This window comes from Ralstonia sp. 22086 (genome assembly GCF_052045975.1).
Lineage (GTDB): Bacteria > Pseudomonadota > Gammaproteobacteria > Burkholderiales > Burkholderiaceae > Ralstonia > Ralstonia wenshanensis.
This window is the reverse complement of the sequence record NZ_JBQEPZ010000003.1, coordinates 754,727-774,394: the sequence shown is the minus strand read 5'-3', so window position 1 is coordinate 774,394 and position 19,668 is coordinate 754,727. Positions and strand designations below refer to the sequence as shown.

Genomic DNA, 19,668 nt, shown 5'->3' with positions numbered 1-19,668 from the left:
CAGCGCAACGCCACAGCATAGCCGCGCGCCGCCGAGAAATCGTTGCGTTCTCGGCGGCGCGGGCGTCGCTTTTTATCGAATTGGCGTGCTTACAGGGCGGCTGCGCTGGGGCGGATCACGTCGATCAGCAACACGCGCTGGCCTTCGCGTTCGCCATCGGGGCGCGGCGTCACGCCGCGTTGCGGGCGCGGCGCGGCGAGTGGTGCCGGGTCTTCCGCGCTCATGCCGAAGACGGCCAGTCTGGACGCCGCAATGCGCTGCAGCGTACCGCGCACGCCAGGCACGTCGAGGTCTTCAGGGTCGAAGCCGGTGGTGGCCGTCCAGTCGTCGCGGGCGATGTCCTGCAGGCCATTGGCCATCTCGAACTGCAACGACGCGCCAAAACCCTTCTGCAACGAGTGCGAGCCGAGCAGGTATTCCGCCGTCAGGAAGCCGCGCAGCCGCGTCCAGAACGCCAGCGAACTGATATTGCCGCTCTTGAGCGCGTGGCTCGGGGCGACTTCCCAGCTGTGGTCGAGCAGTCTGTTGATGAGGCGGCCCCACGTTGGCACGTCTGTGCCGGCGGAGCAATCCTCGCCGGGGCCTTCCGGGCGTGCGAGCTGGCGCAGCAGGCCCGTGAACGAACCGGTGCTGGGCCGTGCGGCGCCGGCTTGCGGGCCGGAAGGCCAGCGCCATTGCAGCGGAGAAGCCGGCCGTGCGCCAGGCCATTGCGCGTAGTGCTGCAGGCCCGTGCAGGGCGTCAGGTAACGCCACTGGCGCTGGTCGCGGCCAACGCGGCGCAGCGGGTCCAGCTCAGCCGACAGGTCGAACTTGCCCAGGAAGGTTGCGTTGCGCGACTTGATCGGCGAACGCGCATAGACGTTGAAGTCGGGCCAGCCTTCGTACAGGTTGATCTGCGGTAGGGCGTGATGCTTGTCGAGCGTATCGTCCGGCTGGTCGATGCGGCGGCTGGTAAGAAAGAGCGCGCGGCAATCGAGCGTCGGCACCGCGCCGCGCAAGCGCAGCAGCACGAGTAGATCGCCGAATTCCGCTGGGCGGGCTTCCGCGCGCGCCGGGTAGGCGTGCGGCTGTTCTTCGGGCCAGAAGGTGGTCAGGCGCAGGGCCGAACCCGGGAACGCACTGCGCAACCCTTGCCGGAGCAGGCGCAGGCCGTCTGCGTGGCGCAGGATGCGCAGGACGGAAAGATCGTCGCGCAAGGCGGCGTCGGGATGGGGCGCGCGGCCGCCGTGCTCTGCGGCCAGCGCAAAGCGCCACAGCGCGGTGTCGCTGGCCAGATCTTGTGCAGCGACATCGCGCACCGCACTGGAGCGGCCGCCGGACATCGGCTCATGGGCGTCGCCGGCGGTGTCTCCTGCTGCGGCATAGACGCTGGTGGTCGACCCGGCAATCGCGCCAAAAGGGCCCCTGAATGGCGGCCGGTTGCGCTCGGGCATGGCTATTCCAACATGGTTTTATCGATTCTCTGGCGCGCAGCATAGCACCATGCGACACACCAGAGAACGGCGCGGCGTCCCTCCCCTCGTTGGGGAGCAAGACGTGAAATCTCGGCGATCAGGCGGTGCGGAACGACGCCACGGCGTCGCGCAGCACCTGTGCCTGTTCTTCCAACGACAGCGCGGCGGCCGCGGCCTGCTCGACGAGCGCGGCGTTCTGCTGCGTCACCTCGTCCATCTGCGTGACAGCTTGGTTGACCTGCTCGATGCCAGAGCTTTGTTCTTCCGAGGCCGAGCTGATCTCGCCCATGATGTCGGTCACACGCTTGACTGCGATCACCACCTCGTCGATCACGCTGCCGGCTTCGGCCACCAGCGTGGTGCCGTTTTCCACTCGGCCGACCGAATCGCCGATGAGTTCCTTGATTTCCTTGGCCGCCCCAGCCGAGCGTTGCGCCAGGTTGCGTACCTCGCCGGCCACCACGGCAAAGCCGCGGCCCTGCTCGCCCGCGCGTGCGGCTTCCACCGCCGCATTCAACGCCAGAATGTTCGTCTGGAACGCGATGCCTTCGATCACGCCGATGATGTCGGCAATCTTCTTGCTGCTTTCGTTGATGCCCGCCATGGTGTCGATCACGCGGCCGACCACCTCGCCGCCCTTGGCGGCGATGTCCGATGCGTTGACGGCCAGCGTGCTCGCCTGGCGCGCGTTGTCGGCGTTCTGACGCACGATGCTCGTCAGCTCTTCCATGCTCGACGCGGTTTCTTCCAGCGACGAAGCCTGCTCTTCCGTGCGTTGCGACAGATCGGCATTGCCGGCGGCGATCTGCTTGGTGGCGCTCGCAATCGAATCCGCCGATGTCTTGATATGGCTGATGGTGCCGGTCAGTTGCTGCTGCATCTGCGCCATGGCGACCAGCATGCTGTCGCGGTCGCCGGCGCGGGTTTGCACGTGCACGGCGAGGTCACCGCCGGCAATGCGGCGTGCCATCTCGGCGGCGTAGCTCGGTTCGCCGCCCAGCCCGCGCTGCACGTTGCGGATGATGAGCGACATGGCCAGCGACACCGCGCCGCCCACCAGCAGAATGACGATCAGATTGGCGATGAGCGAATGGCGGTACGCCGCATCCACTTCCTGCAGAAAGACGGCGCTGGAGATGTTCCAGTCCCACGGCACAAAGTGCTTCACGTAGCCGATCTTCGGCAATGCGGTCTCGCTGCCGGGCAGGCGGCCCTGGTATTCGGCAAAGCCGAAGCCTTTGTCTTTAGCGGCGTTGACGATGGTCGGGTAGACCGGTTTGCCGGTCGGGTCCTTGAAGCCTGCGGTGCTCTTGCCGACCATGTCGGCCAGCGTCGGATGCATCAGCAGGATGAACTGCGAGTCGACCACGAATAGATAGCCGGTGGAGCCAAAGCGCATCGAGGCCAGCGTCGACAGCGCGGCTTTCTTGGCGTCGGCTTCGCTCATGGCGCCCGATTGCGCGCGGCCGTGATACAGCTTGGCGATGCCCTCGGCGGCGTCCACCAGGTTTTGCAGGCCGACCTTGCGCTCGTCGAGCATGGTCGCGCGGGTTTCCATCGCGCTCCAGATGCCGACGCCGATCAGCCCCAGCCACATCAGGCCCAACGCAAGACGCAGCTTTGCTTTGAGTGTCCACTGTCGCATGTCGCGTTTTCTCCACTTATTGTTTGACGTCTCCCCAACGGTGTAACGGCGGTGGAGTGGTCTTCTTTAATGGAGATTCCGTGCGCGCAGTGTGCGGATTCCGCAAAAAAAGAAGGCGCCGGCTTGCACCGGCGCCCGAAGAGACGGCACCCACCCACAAGGAGGGGGCGCCGCCGCGCGTTGGGAGGTTTTGTTGGTTTTCGCTATCGGCAGGCGATCATTGCTCGCGAATCCAAGTCTGCGTGCGTCCCAGCAGGCTGATGCCCAGGAAGCCGCGCACATTCAGTTTCTGACCGTCTTCGGACAGCGACATCTTGGCGCTGTAGACCTTGCCGTTTTCCGGGTCCAGGATCTGGCCGCCATCCCAGTTGTTGTTGCCGTCCGCCTTCAGACCCGTGAGGATCGTCAGGCCCTTGATGGGCTGGTCCTTGCGGTCGTCCGTGCACTTGGTGCAGGTCTTGTTCTCGTCGCCCGGCACCAGGATCTTGGTGACCTTGCCCGAGAACGTGCCGCCGTTATCGACGATCGTCACTTCGCCTTTCTGTTTGCCCGTGTTGTCGTCGATGGTCTTCCAGGTGCCGGCGGGGCTGACTTGCGCGAAGGCGCTGCCAGCGGCCAGAGCGAGTGCCAGGGCGCCAGCCAGGCGGGCGAGAGCGTGGGGGGTAGGTTTCATTGTGGAGTCTCCTTGTTGTCAGTCAAAAAAATCGGTGAGGGCTGATCGATGATGTCGGCGCAGGGATCAATGCGCGCTCAACGCACCGGTCAGGGGTGACAGCGGATTGCTGCCAGAGGTGCCGGCGGCGTTCGTGACGCCACCCAGCGCATTCGTGATCGGGGCGAGCGGGTTGCCGCTGCCGGCTGCGCCGCTCAGCGCGCTCGTGACCGGGGCCAGCGGATTGCTTCCGCCGCCCACGCCGCCACCGAGCGCGCTCGTGATCGGCGCCAGTGGATTCGTCGACCCGCCGCCGCTGCCGCCATTGACCAGGCCGCCGGCACTCGCCACCGTGCCGCCGACGGCGCCAACCACACCGCCCACGTCAGCCGCGAGCGGGTTGCCGCCGGCCGCACCGACTTGCGCGCCCGCGCTCTGCAGGCCGCCGCCAACCGTGTTGAGCGCGCCGGCCAGCGGGCCGCCGAGCATCGTCGTGCTGCCGACCGTCTGCGTGCCCTTCACCACCTGCGACGACAGCGGCACGATCGCATTGCTGGTCTGCTGCGTGACCTGCTGCACCGGGCCGCTCGACGTGCCAATCGTGACGAGCCCGCCGGCACCCTGCATCACCTGACCCAGCGCAGACACACCGCTGCCCACCGGTGACGTCACCGGATTCAGCGGCGCCAGCGGGCTGCCAGCGGCACCCAGATCCGAGACGGTCTGCCCAGCGTTGCCGGTCGTCACCCCAGCGGAGCGGATCACGTCACCCGAGCTCTGCACCGTGGTGCCGACCGGGTCTGGCGTCGAGCCGATCTTGCCGAGCCCATTGCTGATGCCGCTGCCCAATGTCTGGACCGTGTTGCCGGCGGAGGTGACCGTCGCACCCAGGTCCTTCTGCGCCGCCGTGCCGCCGATGACGGGCACCGACGCCGTGCCGATCGTCGTGCCAAGGTCGCTGACGGTCTTGCCCGTCTGCGTGACGACGTTGCCGCTGCTGCTGGCCACGTTGCCGACCGGCACCGCGCCCGGATCGTTATTGGCCGTCGATGACGGCGTCGTATCGCCGTTCGGGTTGCCGCCCGAAGCGCAGCCGGCCAGCGTCAGCACGGCCACTGCAGCGGCTGCCAGCAGCGTGCGCGACGCCGAAACGGCGGACAACGATGCGGAAGAAGAAGTGTGGAGCGGGTTCTGAATCTTCATGGTGAGTCTCCTTGTAAGCGCGGCCCGTACCGCGTGTCACCGCCGGGTCAGAAGAACGCGCATCTGGCGTCCAGCGGGTAGCATCCGCCTGCGTTTGCCGTCGAATGCAAAGAAAGTTCTACAGAGCAGTGGCTAGTGGTGCACGCCGGATGTCACACCCGACAGCACACCGCCAACCAACCCGCCCACTGTTGTGCCGACGCTGCCCAATCCGCCGGTACCGCCACTGCCGGCTGCGCCAACGGAGCCAAGCGCACCGACGCCAGGCAGCCCCGCCGTCAACGAACCGACTGCCGTCGTGACCGGCGCCAGCGCACCACCGAGCGCACCGGTCAGCGCGCTACCCGGCGCACTGCCCGCGGTAGACGGCGCCGCCGGCGAGACCATCGTCGACAACCCCGTGGTGACCGAGCCGAGCGTGCCCACCGTAGTGCCGAGCGTCGATACCAACGCATCGCCCTTGCCGGCCGTCGTGATCGTGCTGCCCGCACTGCCGAGCGTGCCGCCCAGCGTCGCCAGCACGTTGCTCACCGGCGCACCAAGGCCGGTGACCGCGCCCAGCGTTTGCGTGGCGGAAGTCAGCGTGCTGGTGAGCGGCACGATGGCGGTGATGGTGGCGGTCGTCACCTGCTCGACAGGGCCGGTCAGCGTCGCGATGGGCGTGCTGCCGGTCGAGCCGGTGCCACCCGTTGCATTGCCGCTGTTGTCGTTCGACCACGTGGGCGAGCTTGATGCCGCGATCGCCGGCTTGGATTGCGAATCGCTGCCACCGCCAAGCGACGTACCCATGTCGCCGCTGCCCGAATTCGCGCAGCCGGCCAGCATGGCGAGCGACGCTGTCGCCAGCACGCACTGCAGGAACACTCCGCGCTTCGGCGGATTCGATTTCGACAAGAACGCTAGATCGCGCATCTTGTGCCTCCACTACTCAGAACAGAACGCTTGTGTTGGACCCCTTCTGTCTTGCGCTCTTTGCTCGTCGGGTTTGTCGTCGCCAGGCTGTGGGGTTGGCGACGACCTCCCTGTCTTGTCACGGGCCACGCGCAGGTCCGTGCCACACCGCGCGATCGATGCCGTGCTCATGTGGTGAGCGGATCGTGAAGTGAAACCGAATGGCATGACAATCAGCGGCAACCTGACACCCAGATTTGCGACTGCAGCAATTTGCGAACTTGATTCCAAACAAAGCGCGACGGTAAGCCATTCTCTGGGCGATAAGTCCGCAGCAAAAATGGCCTGTGGATTGCCGTAGAACAATCCTTCTATCGTCGTAAAACAGCCTCGTTTCAAACGCAGTTGCGTGAACTTTTCAGCGGTTGCTGAGCAGGGTTTTCCCGCGATCGGCGATCGGTTTTGCGTTGCGCATGTCGCCATCGCACCGTCGTGCTCGCCCGCAGTTCGGCATCGTCCCGCCCGGGAGGGGGCGCATGCGTCGACACCAACATCGCATGCGTCGATGCGATTCGCGCGCACGTATGCATCGATGCGTCGACCCTCTCGCTAGCACGTCGCGCATCGAACGCGCGGCACGCGATTTGCGGCACCTGCATGCACGCGGTTCACCATCGCAATCGCATCGACTTCGCGCGGTGCGCATCGACGGCGTTCGAGATGCGAGTCAGCAGCGTCATCGACACGTTCAACATGTCGATGCGCATGTGTCGAGCGCATCGATTGCGTGCGTATCGACGTGTTGAGCGCGAAAAATTCGCGCGCGCTGTCGCATCTACGCATCGTTTTTTTCGACACGCATCGCGCTGCTCGCGCGTCGGCGCGCACGACGATATTGAATGCGCGCGAGGCGCGTGCGTGTGTTCGCGATGCACACGCGCGCAACATCGCGCGTTGCTGTAAACCGGCATGACCACTGGGTTTGCGGGGCGCGTGTGTCAACGTGGAGCAACGCCGTAACGTGATGTCACGACGCAAGAAAATGCGCATTCGCGAGATCGATCTGCGTGCATGCGCGATTCGAATCGCAGCGACGCACAGACGCAGCGCAATCCTTCACCAAAACTCACCGCGCTTTTTGCATAAATCTCTTAACATCACCGCGCAAACGAATTATGATTCGCCTTGACAAGACGTTGACTTCGATGCAAGGAAGCTTCGCGCGATCAACGACGATGAAGTTCCAAGCGGCAAGTGAAAGGTAGTCGAGGAGCGTAACCACTTTGATGCACGCCACGCCGACAGGGCTGTTCGAACTCGGTGCCGTCTCTGCGATCCCCCCGTCGGGATGGGCGTACTACCCCCAAAAGAAAACGCGCGCTCTCCAGTTTCTCGCTGTCTGCAAAGTCACGCTGCACGCGGCTTTGCGGTCCACGCAGCGATTCGCGCAAGATCAGATTTCGACCGGTGTGGCCACGATGCCCCGGTCCTCTCAATTGATGAAGACTCGCCGGATGCAATCTGTCTGGCAGCTTGCGGTTGCGCTCGTGCGCGCGACCGGGGCGTGCAACTTGCTGCGTGTGTTCGCCGCGCAAGTCGCAGAGCTTCCTACCGAATTCATTAGCGTGCGACTGCCGTTTGGTGGCGCGCCGATGAATCGCTCGCTCGGTTGGTCTGGCGATGCCAATGCATCGTGGGATCGGGCCGGTCGGGTGGCTCAATCTCGATAGTTCGATACCCAATCTCGAAGGAGTTTCCCATGGCAACTGCTGCTAAGAAGAAACCGGCCGCCAAGGCCCCGGCCAAGAAGGCCGCTGCGAAGAAGGCTCCGGCCGCCAAGAAGGCTGCTGCAAAGAAGGCTGCTCCGGCCGCTAAGAAGGCTCCGGCCAAGAAGGTCGCAGCTAAGAAGGTCGCTGCCAAGAAGGCACCCGCCAAGAAGGCCGCAGTGAAGAAGGTTGCAGCCAAGAAGGCCCCGGCCAAGAAAGCTGCTGTGAAGAAGGTTGCAGCCAAGAAGGCCCCGGCCAAGAAAGCTGCTGTGAAGAAGGTTGCAGCCAAGAAGGCTCCGGCCAAGAAAGCTGCTGTGAAGAAGGTTGCAGCGAAGAAGGCTCCGGCTGCCAAGAAGGCTGCTGCCAAGCCTGCTGCGAAGAAGGCTGCTGCCAAGAAGGCTCCGGCTGCGAAGAAGGCTGCTGCCAAGCCTGCTGCGAAGAAGGCCCCCGCGAAGAAGGCTGTCGCCAAGCCCGCTGCTGCTCCGGCCGCTGCACCTGCTGCACCTGCTGCCAAGACCGCGCTGAACCCGGCTGCGGCATGGCCGTTCCCGACCGGCAACCGTCCGTAAGTCATTCTGACGACGGTGATCCTCCGGGACCACAGCGGCGCGCAGGTCGCGCCCACCTGATCGGATACTGCGTATCCGGTCCGCAAGACCTCAGCGTCTTGCACCGCCCGCCGATCGGCTCACGCCCCGGCGGGCTTTTTCTTGCCCGAGCGTCGCGCATACGTTTCTCGCGGGCGTAAAAAAAACCGCACCGGCGTGATGCCGACGCGGTGTTTCCATCAACCCCTCGGCCTGTCGGCCGAGCGTCGTGGATCAGTGCGTGACGCGCGTCACCCCACCCGATGAGAGCAGGCGCACGCGCTCGCCAGGACGGAAGGCCTCGTCGGCGTCCTGCGTGATCGCGCGGTACTCGCCGTTGTCGAGCTTGACGGTGATTTCCAGGCCCGGACGCTTGTTCATCTGACCCTCGAGCGCGCTGCCTGCAACGCCACCGAGAATCGCACCGAGCACACCCGCCGCCACCGAGCCGTTGCCGCGCCCGATGGCTGCTGCCGATCCAATGCCGCCGATCGCGCCGCCGGCAATGGTGCCAACACCGGTCTGCTCACGGTCGATCACGACATTGCGCACAGAATCCACCGTACCAAAGCGCACGGTCTGCTCGCGCTGCGCCTGCACCGAGGTGTAAGCGCTGTTGGAGTTGGTGCCCATGGCGCAGCCTTGCAGGCCAAGGGCGGCGACCAGCAGAGTCGCGGCGCCGATGCGATAGATGGGTTTCATGTTGATTCCTTATTGATACCTGTACCCGAAAGCGGATTCAAAGCGCTGGGCAATTTCGTCGACCGGCAGGCCGTGATTCTGCGGGCCTTGGCAAGCGATCTTGAGTGAGCCCATCAGGCTGGCGAGGCGACCGGTGGTGTCCCAGTCCAGGCCGTTCTCGATGCCGTAGAGCAGGCCGCCGCGGAACGCGTCACCGCAACCGGTCGGGTCGACCACACGTTCTGCCGGCACGGCCGGGATAGTGTACTGCTTGCCGCCGGCGTAAATCTCCGCCCCTTCTTCCCCGCGCGTGACGATGTAAGCCTCGACGCGCTGCGCAAGCTCTGCCGCACTGTAGCCCGTGCGTGACAGCATGACCTGCGCTTCGTAGTCATTGACCACCACGTAGCTGGCGAGTTCAACGAAGTGGCGCAGGTCCGCGCCGTCAAACAGCGGCATTGCCTGGCCCAGGTCAAAGATAAACGGCACGCCGGATTCGGCAAATTGCGTCGCGTGGTGCAGCATGCCTTCGCGGCTGTCGGGGCCCACCAGGCCGAGCCGGGCCGGCAGTGCATTCTTGACCGAATTGATGCTCGAATGGCTCATCGCGCCTGGGTGGAACGCGGTGATCTGGTTGTTGTCGCGATCGGTCGTGATCATCGCTTGCGCGGTGAACGTGTCCGGAACCTCCGTAACGTGCGCTGTCGAGATACCGAGCTTTTTCAGGTAGTCCAGGTACGGGCCCGCATCTTGGCCGACGGTGCCCATGATGATGGGCTCGCCGCCGAGCAGTTTCAGCGTGTAAGCGATGTTGCCTGCGCAGCCACCGAACTCCCGGCGCATGGTTGGCACCAGAAAGGAAACGTTCAGGATGTGGATCTTGTCGGGCAGGATGTGTTCGCGGAAGTGTCCGTCGAACGTCATGATGGTGTCGTAGGCAACCGAGCCGCAGATCACGCTGGCCATATTGAAACACTCCAGATATGACACGGCCGCCCAGTGGACGGCCGTGTGATGAACGAGAGACCGGAAATCGGTCTCGATGCGATCAGTTCAGCTTACTTCAGCGCAGCCAGGGCGGCGTCGTAGTTCGGCTCGTCCTTGATCTCGGGCACGAGCTGCGAGTACAGGACGTTGTCGTTGGCGTCGAGCACGACCACGGCACGCGCGGTCACGCCAGCCAGCGGGCCCGACGTGATGTCGACGCCGTAGGCTTGCTTGAAACCCTTGTCGCGGAAGGTCGACAGCGGCTTCACATTCGCGATGCCTTCGGTGGTGCAGAAGCGGCCGGCTGCGAACGGCAGGTCGGCGGAGATGGACAGCACGACGGTGTTATCCAGCTTGGCTGCGGCTTCGTTGAACTTGCGCGTGGAGGTGGCGCACACCGGGGTGTCCAGGCTCGGCACGATGTTCAGGACCTTGCGCTTGCCGGCAAAATCAGCGAGCGAGACGTCTTTCAGGTCTGCGCCGACCAGCGTGAATGCCGGTGCCTTCGAGCCTGCGGTCGGGAATTGGCCGCCGACTTCGATCGGGTTGCCGCCAAGGGTCAAGTTTGCCATGGTGTTACTCCTTCCTTTGATGCGTGTTGGGGAAAAGCCAGGGGGTGAAGATTCAAGGGTAAAAAATCAGGACCCGGTAATTGGCCGTCGGGCGCTGGGACTGGAATCGTACCCGAATCGGTAGTTCGGCGCGGGCGGGCAGCCCTGACTTGCCGTATGCACTGTCGCTCGGGTTCAGGTAGTCGGCGGGCAGTAGCGCACGGCGCGAGAGCAACTGGTCTTGCAGGTCGGTGGTTATCAGTTCGATCGCCGGCAGGGCGATGGGGCCGCCGGCGCGGTTGCGCAACGTAGCCGTCAATACGTACTGGTCGGAGGCGTCGCCCTCTTGCCGCTGCAGTTGCGACGATTCGATCTGCAATGCATCGAGATCACGCGGCGGCGCGATCGTGCAGTGCAACGGCTGGCACAGTGCCTCCAGCATCGGGCGTGCGGAGGGCGCGCGGCGCGCGATTTCGGCGCGCGCGAGGAAGAGCAGTTGCGCTACCGCCAGCACCGCCAGCAAGCTGATCGCGATGCGCGCCAGGGCACGGCGTCCGGTCGTTTTACGTGCTTGCTCGCGGGCCTGCGCGGCACGCAGGAAATCCAGCGTCGCGGCAGAGACACCATGATTCGGCCCACGCACCTTGCGCGGACGCGGGGCGCCGGTCAGCGTGCGCTGCGGCGTCGGACCGGTCGGCTCAGCTTGCGTGCGACGTGCGTGGCCGTGATGGCGGCGCGGCACCGGCGCAAAAAGCGTGTGCGGATCGGTTTCGTGGCGCATCCAGACTGAATCGTGCTTCTGCGCCTCGGGCATCAGGGAGGCGACCGCTGGCGGCGCTGACGCGGTCACAGCCGGAGCTGGCGAGGGCGCGATGGCCGACTCCACCTGCAGGTCTGCCGACGGCTGCTTGGGCACGGCGGCGGCGAACGCGTCTTCCTCGTCGTCAAGGTCGCGGATGGGCGGCAGGCCGTGGAACGGATCGGCGGGAGCGACGGACGCGGCGGGCGGTTCGGGTTGCGATGTCTGCGGCGCGGGCTCGGCAGCGTGCTCGATCGGCGCCTCGTCCGGCAGCGGGCGGGTGTCCGGTGCGGTCGATTGCACGTCGGGCACGGGTGTTGCCCCTTCCACTTCCCCCAGATGCACTTCCGCGACGCCTTCTTCGGGAACGTCTTCTTCCCAGATCAGCGTCATGCCGAAGCCGTGATCGTCCTCTGCGGCAGGTGGCGCCGCGGGCGTTTCCGGTTCAGGGGTGACGGGCGTTGAGAGCGGCGCAACGCGAGCGGTGTGTTCCGGCAATTGCCGTGGCTGCGTTGCTTCGGCGGGCGGCGCCGCAGGCATGGGCGCGGCACCAAGCTCGATCAGATGATCGCGGCCATCGAAGACGTGATTGCAGCGGCCGCAACGGACGAGCCCGCCGCGCAGCCGAAGCTGATCGGCGACAACGCGGAATGCGGTTTGGCAGTTGGGGCAGCGGGCGGCCAAACGTGGCGCAGCTTGTGGCGCAGTTGCCATGCGGGACGAGGAGAAAAAAGCCGACCGCGCGAGTATTGCAGACAGTGGCGCCAGCGTCGACCTTTGCAGGCGGCGCTGGCGCGCAATACCGTGAAATTATGTGGGCTTCACACCGCGGGTTTCACACCATGCAGGCAGACCCAGCCGTCACGTGCACGCCAAACGGTGAGCGGAATGACCGAGGCATACGCGGCAGCCACTTCTTCGGCTTGGCGCTCGAGCACGCCCGACAGAATCAGCCGGCCGCCCGGGCGCACGCGTGCGCACAACATGGCTGCCATCAGCTTGAGCGGGTTCGACAGGATGTTGGCGACGACCAGATCGAACGTGCCTTCCGGTGCATCGTCGGGCAGGGCGAAGGTGGCTTCGACGTGGTTGCGTTCGGCGTTGTAGCGCGAGGCTTCCACCGCATTCGGATCGATATCGACACCGACGGTTTCACCGGCGCCGAGCTTCTTGGCGACGATGGCCAGGATGCCCGAGCCGCAGCCGTAATCGAGTGTGCGTTCGCCGGGTTGCACGTGCTGCTCCAGCCATTCCATGCACAGGCGCGTGGTCGGGTGGCTGCCGGTGCCGAAGGCGAGGCCCGGGTCGAGCTCTAGCACCACGGCATCGGGCTCCGGCGCATCGTGCCACGACGGCACGACCCAGATGTGCTCACCAATATGAATGGGCTCGAACTGCGATTGCGTGACGCGTACCCAGTCCTGCTCTTCGACTTCGCGCACGGTGTACGCAGGCAGCGGTGACAGCCCGATTTCGTTGGCCGCGGCTGCCACCAGCAATGCCGGGTCGGCATCGTCAGCGAGCAGCGCAACCACGCGCGAGCGGTTCCACGCAAGGCGTGTCGGCTCGTGGCCAGGCTCGCCGAAGAGTGGTTGCTCTTCGGGCGTGTCGGCATCGGCGTCTTCCACCGAAACCGACAGCGCGCCGAGATCAAACAGCGCTTCGGACAACGCTTCGGCGTCGTCACGCGCCACTTCGAGCACGCATTCGCGGTACGTCACTTGCCGCCACCCTTGGCCACTTCCTGTTGCGCCAGACGGTGCTCCAGATAGTGGATGTCGGTGCCGCCTTCCACGAAGTTCGCGTCGAGCATCAGGTCGCGGTGCAGCGGCACGTTGGTCTGGATGCCTTCCACCACCATTTCCGATAGGGCGATGCGCATGCGGGCGATGGCCTGCTCACGCGTTGCACCGTACGTAATGAGCTTGCCGATCATCGAGTCGTAATTGGGCGGCACAAAGTAGCCGTTGTAGGCGTGCGAATCCACGCGAACGCCCGGGCCGCCCGGCACGTGCCACGAGGTGATGCGACCCGGCGACGGCGTGAACTTGAACGGATCTTCCGCGTTGATGCGGCACTCGATGGCGTGGCCCTTGAGCACGATGTCCTTCTGGCGGAAGCGCAGCTTTTCGCCGGCCGCCACGCGGATCTGCTCCTGCACGATGTCGACGCCCGTGATCATTTCCGTGACCGGATGTTCGACCTGCACGCGCGTGTTCATTTCGATGAAGTAGAACTCGCCGTTCTCGTACAGGAACTCGAACGTGCCGGCGCCGCGGTAGCCGATCTTCTTGCAGGCTTCGGCGCAGCGGTCACCAATACGCTCGATCAGGCGGCGCGGAATGTGCGGCGCTGGCGCTTCTTCGATCACCTTCTGGTGGCGGCGCTGCATGGAGCAGTCGCGCTCACCCAGCCAGATGGCGTTGCGGTGCTGGTCGGCCAGGATCTGGATCTCCACGTGGCGCGGATGCTCCAGGAACTTCTCCATATAGACTTCGGGGTTGCCGAAGGCACGGCCGGCTTCTTCGCGCGTCATGTTGACGGCGTTGATCAGCGCAGCCTCGGTGTGGACCACACGCATGCCACGGCCACCACCGCCGCCAGCCGCCTTGATGATCACCGGATAGCCAACCTTCTTGGCCGTTGCCAGAATTTCCTTCGGGTCTTCGGACAGGGCGCCTTCCGAGCCCGGCACGCACGGCACGCCGGACTTGATCATCGCTTGCTTGGCCGAGACCTTGTCGCCCATCAGGCGGATCGATTCGGGTGTCGGGCCGATGAAGGTGAAGCCGGATTGCTCCACGCGCTCGGCAAAGTCGGCGTTTTCCGACAGGAAGCCGTAGCCAGGGTGGATGGCCTGTGCGTCGGTCACCTCGGCGGCCGAGATGATGGCCGGCATGTTCAGGTACGACAGCGGCGACGGTGCCGGGCCGATACACACGGCTTCGTCGGCCAGCTTGACGTATTTGGCTTCCTTGTCTGCCTCGGAATAGACCACCACGGTCTTGATGCCGAGTTCGCGGCAGGCGCGCTGGATGCGAAGAGCGATCTCGCCGCGATTCGCGATCAGGATCTTGTCGAACATCGTGTTCTCGCTACAAAAAGGAGAGGCGAGGGCGCAGTGGCTGGGCCGCGCTCAGTGGCAGCCCTTGTGCGCCGGCTCGCGCTCGGATGCGGCACGCTGCGCGCCGCACGATGAGGGTCAGATGCCGGAAGATCAGCCGATCACGAACAGCGGTTGGCCGTATTCCACAGCCTGGCCGTTCTCGATCAGGATTTCCTTGATCACGCCCGCCTTGTCCGCTTCGATCTCATTGAGCAGCTTCATCGCTTCGATGATGCAGATCGTCTGGCCTTCCTTGACCGTGTCGCCCACCTTGACGAACTCGGCAGCGCCCGGCGACGGCGAACGGTAGAACGTGCCGACCATCGGCGACGTCACGATGTGGCCTGCCGGCAGGGCCGGGGCGGCAGCCTCGCCACCGACGGCTGCCGGAGCCGCTGCGGCGGGGGCGCCGACAGCCGGTGCGGCCTGCATCGGCATCGGCGCATATTGCATCGGGGCCACCACTTGCGGCGCCGACTTGACGATGCGGACCTTGCCTTCGCCTTCGGTCACTTCGAGTTCCGAAATGCCCGATTCGGCCACGAGGTCGATCAGCGTTTTCAGCTTGCGCAAATCCATGAACGTTCTCCTGCAGCGTCGGCGGTCTGGGCGGTCGATGCGCGCGAATGGCTCTTCAGCCGCACATCGGTCAAAGGCGCTCCAGGCGCTGGCGTCGTTGCGTTGGTTAAGTGGTTGAAATAAAAGGAAGAAGACGGCTGATCAGCCGCCGTGTTGGTCAATTGCGAAGTCCAGCGCCGCCAGATAGCCGCGCCAGCCCAATCCGCAAATCACGCCCACCGCCTGGTCCGCCAGATAAGAATGGTGGCGGAACGGTTCACGACGATGCACGTTGGACAGATGCACTTCGATATACGGGATCACCACGCCGGCCAGCGCGTCGCGCAGCGCCACGCTCGTGTGCGTGTAGGCGGCCGGATTGATGATGATGAATTCAATGCCTTCGCTTTTTGCGGCGTGGATACGATCCACCAGCGCACCTTCATGGTTCGACTGGAAGTGCGCAAGCGTCACGCCGCGCGCCGTGGCGCGTTCGACCAGGGCGGCGTTGATGTCGGCAAGAGTGGTTGCGCCATAGACTTCCGGTTCGCGCGTCCCCAGCAAATTGAGGTTCGGGCCGTGCAGTACGAGCACGTTGCGAAGCGCTTTGGCGATGGGTTTATCAGCCACGGTTTTGACCGGTTGAGCGAAGTTGGGCGCAATTTACAGCAACTTAGAATGCTTTGTCTAGTTTTTGCTGAAAAAGTATCGAGAAATCGGTGTTTTCACCGATCTTGGGCGTGCTGTCGACGCATTTGCCGAAGAAGAAGGGGAGTTGTGTGCACATGAACGTCATATGACGTTTTTGTACATTCACGTGCGCCGCAGGGCCTCACGCAGTTCGTCGGCATGCACACGACCCATCTTCCGGAAAATGATCTCACCTTGTGCGTTGAGGATCACAGTGAACGGAAGGCCGCCGACTTCGTTTCCGAACTGGCGGCCCAGCTCCGTTCCGCCAAAGCCCGCCACGGCAATGGGGTATGTGACGTGGACCTTACCCAGAAAAGTCTGGATATTGGACGCCGAGTCAATCCCGATGCCAACGAACCTTGCCTTGGCCTTTTGCTCCTGTGCCAGCGCAGACAGCTCGGGCATCTCCTCTACGCAAGGACCGCACCACGGTGCCCAGAAATTGATGACCACCGGCTGGCCCCGAAACGCTGCCAGATCCAGGGGGGCGCCATTGGCGTCCGGGAGCTTGCTGCCGTAGAACGCGGCAACAGCATGGTCGGCCGGCGTTTTCGGCTCAGTGGCGCGATGCCCAAAATAGACGCCCGCCGTCGCGGCAAGCAGGCCGGCAATCAACAGGGCAATCAGAGCGGTACGGCGGGACATGGTTTTGCGGAGGTCTCTATATATACAGAGGCGGAGCGTGCGGGATTGTACTCCTGTCGGCCGATCACCCCTGCGACAGTAGGGCACGCACTGCCGCCGCGTCGCCGCGTTGCGTCTTGCCGGTGGCGTCTGCCCGCCGCGCACCGCGCACATCGTTCATGTCATATAGGGCGATATGGACGCCGACGGGCGTGCCTGTTTCAGCGCGCAGCTCGCGCGCCAACTCGTGGGATTCGGCCCCGGCGGGCCATTGGCCGCGCCACAGGAAGCTGAGCGTTTCCACCTCGTCTCGGCCGGCGAAGTGAGCGCTCTCCGTGGTATCGAAGTCCACGCCGGCGTTGAGCAGGAAGATCGCCACATCCTTCGGGCTATCGCAGAAGACCTGCAGGTGGATGTCGGAGTGCTCGCTGGCGGTGCCGTTGAAGACCGCGCCCGCCAAGTACGGGTGGTGGACTGCCAGCCCTTCCATCAGCAGCAGTGCGATGCGGCGCAGCAACGCCAGCACGCGCGGCTGGGATTCGGCCTGGAACAGCGCCTGGTATTCGCGGACTTCCGTTTCGACCTGTTCATTGTCGGGCAGCCATTCGCCGGGCGCGCGGGATTCGGTGCCAAGCACTTGGCGCGCGGCCTTGCGCTTGGCGGTCGCGTAATCGGCGCCGTCTTCCGCGATCATGCGCGCGGCGGTGATGGCAATTTCCTCCCGCACGCGGGCGGGGTCGAGGGTGGGGCGTTTGGACATGGCTCTATTTTACTGAAGCGCGCGGGCCGGCCTGAAGCCGCAGGTACAATGCGGCGCAACGAAGTTGAGATGGCTCCCATGCATATCCACATCCTTGGAATCTGCGGCACCTTCATGGGCGGCATTGCCCTGATTGCCCGCCAGGCCGGTCACCGCGTCACCGGCTGCGACGCCAACGTCTACCCCCCGATGAGCACCCAGCTCGAAGCGCAAGGTATCGAACTGATCGAAGGGTTCGACCCCGAACAGCTCTCCATCGGCGCTGATTTGTACGTCATCGGCAACGTGATCTCCCGCGGCAATCCGCTGATGGAAGCCATCCTGGATCGCAATCTCCCTTACATTTCTGGCCCGCAATGGCTGGGCGACAACGTCCTGCGTCAGAAATGGGTGCTTGCCGTGGCAGGTACGCATGGCAAAACGACAACCACATCGATGCTCGCGTGGATCTTGCAGGACGCCGGCTACAACCCGGGCTTCCTGGTGGGTGGTGTGCCGCGCAACTTCGGGTTGTCGGCGCGGCTCACGGAATCCGACTTCTTTGTCATCGAGGCCGATGAGTACGACACGGCATTTTTCGACAAGCGCAGCAAGTTCGTCCATTACCGCCCCCGTACGGCCATATTGAATAACCTGGAGTTCGATCACGCCGACATCTTTCCCGATCTTGCCGCAATCGAAACCCAATTTCACCACTTGGTACGCACTGTGCCCGGTCAAGGTCGCCTGCTCGTGAATGGTCGCGAAGATAGCCTGAAGCGTGTACTTGAGCGCGGATGCTGGTCAGAAGTCGAGCAATTCGGCGCTGAAGACCGCCTTGGCTGGGAAATCGCGAACCTGCGCGATGACGATAGCTTCGACGTGGTTTTCAAGGGGCAGCCGCAGGGCCGAGTCCGTTGGGCGCTTCAAGGCGATCACAATCGCATGAATGCGCTGGCAGCCATTGCCGCCGCGCGCCACGTTGGCGTGCCGCCTGCTCAATCCATTGAAAGCCTGGCCCGTTTCGAAAATGTGAAACGCCGCATGGAAGTGCGTGGCACTGTCAATGACGTGACCGTCTACGACGATTTTGCCCATCATCCGACCGCCATTCGTACGACGATCGAGGGCCTGCGCCGTCGGGTAGGGAAGGGGCGCGTTCTCGCGGTACTGGAGCCCCGTTCAAACACCATGAAGTTGGGTGTGATGAAGCAGGCGCTTCCAGACAGCCTATCCGGAGCCGATCAAGTCTTCGCTTACGGTGCCGCCAACGGCCGCGACGCAATCGGCTGGGATTTGGCTGGCGCGTTAGCACCGCTGGGGGGGCGCGCGAAGGCATTCTCTGATCTGGCCACCCTAGTCGCAGACGTCACGGCTGCCGCCCGCCCTGGCGACCACGTTCTTGTCATGAGCAACGGGGGGTTCGGCGGCGTACATCAGAAGCTGCTGGACGCCTTGGCTGAACGCGTCGGCACGGCGAACTGATCCCCATATGCCGGCATCCATCGTCTATCTGCACGGATTCCGTTCGTCGCCGCGCTCGTTCAAAGCGCAGTTGTTAGGTCGGCGGATGGCTTCCGTGGGCCTGGCAGATGAATACGTTTGTCCGACGTTGCCCGTGTCACCGCGTGAGGCGGTGGCCGAAACAGAGGCGCTACTCGCTGAGTTGGGTACGCGTGACGGCCTCAAGCCTGTGCTCATCGGCTCCTCCCTGGGCGGCTTTTACGCCACCTGGCTGGCTGAGCGGCATGGGCTTCGTGCGGCAATGCTTAATCCCGCTACCCGCCCGGAGCGGGATCTCGCCAAATACGTTGGCGAGCAACCGTTGTGGCATGGCGGTGGCACCATTCGCGTTGAACCACATCACCTCGATGAGCTGCGCGCCCTTGCTGTGCCTGTGATCACGCAACCCGAGCGCTATTACTTATTGGCTGCGACCGGCGACGAGGTGCTCGACTACCGCGAAATGCTCGGCCACTTTCCTGGCGCGACCACCCGCATCATTGACGGTAGCGACCATGGCATCAGCGATTTCGCCCAGTACATGGACGAAGTGCTTGTCTTCTGCGGTGTTCCCGCCGATTTGTTGGCAGCGCATCCGTTTAGCGCCGCATGACCGATTCCCCCTCTTACCCGCGCAGCCTCTGGCGCAGCGCGTTGCCTCCGGCTGTCGTCTATGACCGGCATTGGGCGCGTTGGGCTGTGGGTGCCGATTCGCTGACCGCGCGGCTTCGGGCGGCATCCTCGCGCTTCCGCGTTCAATTGCTCGGCCAGCAGCGCGCGATGCCGTTGCGCGACGAGTGGCGTTGTCTAGGCATGGCTGGCCCTGCGGACACCTTGATCCGCGAGGTTTTGTTGATCTGCGACGACATCCCGGTGGTCTATGCCCACACCATCGTGCATCCGCGCAGTGTGGCGCTTGACTGGCCGTTCCTGAAAGCACTGGGCGCGCAGCCGCTGGGGCACTCGCTGTTTGCCGATCCGCGTGTTGAGCGCGGAGATTTCGAATTCGCTTTGCTGGACGCGCGCCACCCGCTGGTACGCCGGGCGCACGGGGCGCTCGGCGACGCGCCTGTGGCTGGGACCGCCCGGTTGCCGGCCCGCCGATCGGTGTTCCGACGCGGGGCAAGCGCGATGCTCGTGACAGAGGTTTTCCTGCCTGCGCTGAGCAACTTCCACCCGCCGCGGTAGGCGTATTTCGCGGGCCGGGCGTTCAGCCAGTGCGGTATCAT

Annotated in this window: 19 protein-coding genes; 4 read left to right on the top strand and 15 right to left on the bottom strand. The window is 64.3% G+C overall.

From position 1 onward, the window contains the following. Nucleotides 1-89: 89 nt before the first annotated feature. The 5 genes from ACTJK6_RS16810 to ACTJK6_RS16790 all read right to left on the bottom strand — a co-directional run bounded on the left by ACTJK6_RS16810 (nt 90) and on the right by ACTJK6_RS16790 (nt 5,866). The gene (locus tag ACTJK6_RS16810; protein WP_316871823.1) at nt 90-1,433 is read right to left on the bottom strand and encodes a peroxidase; all 1,344 of its coding nucleotides are present in this window, start codon (nt 1,431-1,433) and stop codon (nt 90-92) included. Nucleotides 1,434-1,551: 118 nt separating this feature from the next. After that, entirely contained in the window at nt 1,552-3,099 is a 1,548-nt protein-coding gene (locus tag ACTJK6_RS16805; protein WP_232041046.1) for a methyl-accepting chemotaxis protein, read from the bottom strand. A gap of 217 nt (nt 3,100-3,316) precedes the next feature. Further along, nucleotides 3,317-3,772: a DUF2147 domain-containing protein gene (locus ACTJK6_RS16800; protein ID WP_232041045.1), complete on the bottom strand. Its 456-nt coding sequence runs from the start codon at nt 3,770-3,772 to the stop codon at nt 3,317-3,319. Nucleotides 3,773-3,838: 66 nt separating this feature from the next. Continuing rightward, on the bottom strand, nt 3,839-4,954 hold the full coding sequence (locus tag ACTJK6_RS16795) for a collagen-like triple helix repeat-containing protein (RefSeq protein ID WP_440839593.1): 1,116 nt from the start codon (nt 4,952-4,954) through the stop codon (nt 3,839-3,841). Nucleotides 4,955-5,086: 132 nt separating this feature from the next. Further along, a complete protein-coding gene (locus tag ACTJK6_RS16790; protein ID WP_440839592.1) occupies nt 5,087-5,866 on the bottom strand; it encodes a collagen-like triple helix repeat-containing protein in 780 nt (259 codons plus the stop codon). A 1,738-nt stretch (nt 5,867-7,604) separates the two neighbouring features. Between ACTJK6_RS16790 and ACTJK6_RS16785 the strand changes: the two genes are divergently transcribed. Continuing rightward, the gene (locus tag ACTJK6_RS16785) at nt 7,605-8,180 is read left to right on the top strand and encodes a histone H1-like DNA-binding protein (protein WP_004632965.1); all 576 of its coding nucleotides are present in this window, start codon (nt 7,605-7,607) and stop codon (nt 8,178-8,180) included. A gap of 252 nt (nt 8,181-8,432) precedes the next feature. Here the strand turns inward: ACTJK6_RS16785 and ACTJK6_RS16780 are convergent, their stop codons facing one another. The 10 genes from ACTJK6_RS16780 to ACTJK6_RS16735 all read right to left on the bottom strand — a co-directional run bounded on the left by ACTJK6_RS16780 (nt 8,433) and on the right by ACTJK6_RS16735 (nt 16,957). Next, on the bottom strand, nt 8,433-8,900 hold the full coding sequence (locus ACTJK6_RS16780) for a membrane protein (protein ID WP_045204804.1): 468 nt from the start codon (nt 8,898-8,900) through the stop codon (nt 8,433-8,435). Between the two features lie 9 nt (nt 8,901-8,909). After that, nucleotides 8,910-9,845, bottom strand: a complete 936-nt coding sequence (locus ACTJK6_RS16775) for a carbohydrate kinase family protein (protein ID WP_232041041.1) — start codon at nt 9,843-9,845, stop codon at nt 8,910-8,912. A gap of 92 nt (nt 9,846-9,937) precedes the next feature. Next, entirely contained in the window at nt 9,938-10,438 is a 501-nt protein-coding gene (gene tpx, locus ACTJK6_RS16770; protein WP_440839591.1) for a thiol peroxidase, read from the bottom strand. A gap of 52 nt (nt 10,439-10,490) precedes the next feature. After that, entirely contained in the window at nt 10,491-11,930 is a 1,440-nt protein-coding gene (locus tag ACTJK6_RS16765; RefSeq protein ID WP_440839590.1) for a DUF3426 domain-containing protein, read from the bottom strand. A 107-nt stretch (nt 11,931-12,037) separates the two neighbouring features. Beyond that, nucleotides 12,038-12,937: a 50S ribosomal protein L11 methyltransferase gene (gene prmA, locus ACTJK6_RS16760; protein WP_232041038.1), complete on the bottom strand. Its 900-nt coding sequence runs from the start codon at nt 12,935-12,937 to the stop codon at nt 12,038-12,040. Next, entirely contained in the window at nt 12,934-14,301 is a 1,368-nt protein-coding gene (gene accC, locus ACTJK6_RS16755) for an acetyl-CoA carboxylase biotin carboxylase subunit (protein ID WP_232041037.1), read from the bottom strand. The genes prmA and accC overlap by 4 nt, the downstream gene beginning before the upstream one ends. Before the next feature lie 132 nt (nt 14,302-14,433). After that, entirely contained in the window at nt 14,434-14,901 is a 468-nt protein-coding gene (accB, locus tag ACTJK6_RS16750) for an acetyl-CoA carboxylase biotin carboxyl carrier protein (protein ID WP_232041036.1), read from the bottom strand. 141 nt (nt 14,902-15,042) lie between these two features. Beyond that, complete coding sequence (aroQ, locus tag ACTJK6_RS16745) at nt 15,043-15,510, bottom strand: type II 3-dehydroquinate dehydratase (protein WP_024979128.1); 468 nt, start codon at nt 15,508-15,510, stop codon at nt 15,043-15,045. Nucleotides 15,511-15,693: 183 nt separating this feature from the next. Then, entirely contained in the window at nt 15,694-16,218 is a 525-nt protein-coding gene (locus tag ACTJK6_RS16740; RefSeq protein WP_232041034.1) for a TlpA family protein disulfide reductase, read from the bottom strand. A 64-nt stretch (nt 16,219-16,282) separates the two neighbouring features. Further along, the gene (locus ACTJK6_RS16735; RefSeq protein ID WP_440839589.1) at nt 16,283-16,957 is read right to left on the bottom strand and encodes a UDP-N-acetylmuramate--alanine ligase; all 675 of its coding nucleotides are present in this window, start codon (nt 16,955-16,957) and stop codon (nt 16,283-16,285) included. Between the two features lie 78 nt (nt 16,958-17,035). Between ACTJK6_RS16735 and mpl the strand changes: the two genes are divergently transcribed. Genes mpl through ACTJK6_RS16720 form a run of 3 tightly spaced genes read left to right on the top strand, consistent with a single transcriptional unit; the run spans nt 17,036 to nt 19,627 of the window. Beyond that, a complete protein-coding gene (mpl, locus tag ACTJK6_RS16730) occupies nt 17,036-18,421 on the top strand; it encodes a UDP-N-acetylmuramate:L-alanyl-gamma-D-glutamyl-meso-diaminopimelate ligase (protein ID WP_440819127.1) in 1,386 nt (461 codons plus the stop codon). A gap of 7 nt (nt 18,422-18,428) precedes the next feature. Further along, nucleotides 18,429-19,052: a YqiA/YcfP family alpha/beta fold hydrolase gene (locus ACTJK6_RS16725; protein WP_440839588.1), complete on the top strand. Its 624-nt coding sequence runs from the start codon at nt 18,429-18,431 to the stop codon at nt 19,050-19,052. Beyond that, nucleotides 19,049-19,627 (top strand): chorismate--pyruvate lyase family protein, encoded by a 579-nt coding sequence (locus tag ACTJK6_RS16720; protein WP_232041030.1) that lies wholly within the window; start codon nt 19,049-19,051, stop codon nt 19,625-19,627. Before ACTJK6_RS16725 ends, ACTJK6_RS16720 begins: the two co-directional genes overlap by 4 nt. Nucleotides 19,628-19,668 lie beyond the last annotated feature (41 nt).

Bases quoted from the DNA above. Each gene is read 5' to 3' on its own strand.
- ACTJK6_RS16810 (WP_316871823.1), bottom strand. From the start codon at position 1,433: ATGCCCGAGCGCAACCGGCCGCCATTCAGGGGCCCTTTTGGCGCGATT.
- ACTJK6_RS16805 (WP_232041046.1), bottom strand. From the start codon at position 3,099: ATGCGACAGTGGACACTCAAAGCAAAGCTGCGTCTTGCGTTGGGCCTG.
- ACTJK6_RS16800 (WP_232041045.1), bottom strand. From the start codon at position 3,772: ATGAAACCTACCCCCCACGCTCTCGCCCGCCTGGCTGGCGCCCTGGCA.
- ACTJK6_RS16795 (WP_440839593.1), bottom strand. From the start codon at position 4,954: ATGAAGATTCAGAACCCGCTCCACACTTCTTCTTCCGCATCGTTGTCC.
- ACTJK6_RS16790 (WP_440839592.1), bottom strand. From the start codon at position 5,866: ATGCGCGATCTAGCGTTCTTGTCGAAATCGAATCCGCCGAAGCGCGGA.
- ACTJK6_RS16785 (WP_004632965.1), top strand. From the start codon at position 7,605: ATGGCAACTGCTGCTAAGAAGAAACCGGCCGCCAAGGCCCCGGCCAAG.
- ACTJK6_RS16780 (WP_045204804.1), bottom strand. From the start codon at position 8,900: ATGAAACCCATCTATCGCATCGGCGCCGCGACTCTGCTGGTCGCCGCC.
- ACTJK6_RS16775 (WP_232041041.1), bottom strand. From the start codon at position 9,845: ATGGCCAGCGTGATCTGCGGCTCGGTTGCCTACGACACCATCATGACG.
- tpx (WP_440839591.1), bottom strand. From the start codon at position 10,438: ATGGCAAACTTGACCCTTGGCGGCAACCCGATCGAAGTCGGCGGCCAA.
- ACTJK6_RS16765 (WP_440839590.1), bottom strand. From the start codon at position 11,930: ATGGCAACTGCGCCACAAGCTGCGCCACGTTTGGCCGCCCGCTGCCCC.
- accC (WP_232041037.1), bottom strand. From the start codon at position 14,301: ATGTTCGACAAGATCCTGATCGCGAATCGCGGCGAGATCGCTCTTCGC.
- accB (WP_232041036.1), bottom strand. From the start codon at position 14,901: ATGGATTTGCGCAAGCTGAAAACGCTGATCGACCTCGTGGCCGAATCG.
- ACTJK6_RS16740 (WP_232041034.1), bottom strand. From the start codon at position 16,218: ATGTCCCGCCGTACCGCTCTGATTGCCCTGTTGATTGCCGGCCTGCTT.
- ACTJK6_RS16735 (WP_440839589.1), bottom strand. From the start codon at position 16,957: ATGTCCAAACGCCCCACCCTCGACCCCGCCCGCGTGCGGGAGGAAATT.
- mpl (WP_440819127.1), top strand. From the start codon at position 17,036: ATGCATATCCACATCCTTGGAATCTGCGGCACCTTCATGGGCGGCATT.
- ACTJK6_RS16725 (WP_440839588.1), top strand. From the start codon at position 18,429: ATGCCGGCATCCATCGTCTATCTGCACGGATTCCGTTCGTCGCCGCGC.
- ACTJK6_RS16720 (WP_232041030.1), top strand. From the start codon at position 19,049: ATGACCGATTCCCCCTCTTACCCGCGCAGCCTCTGGCGCAGCGCGTTG.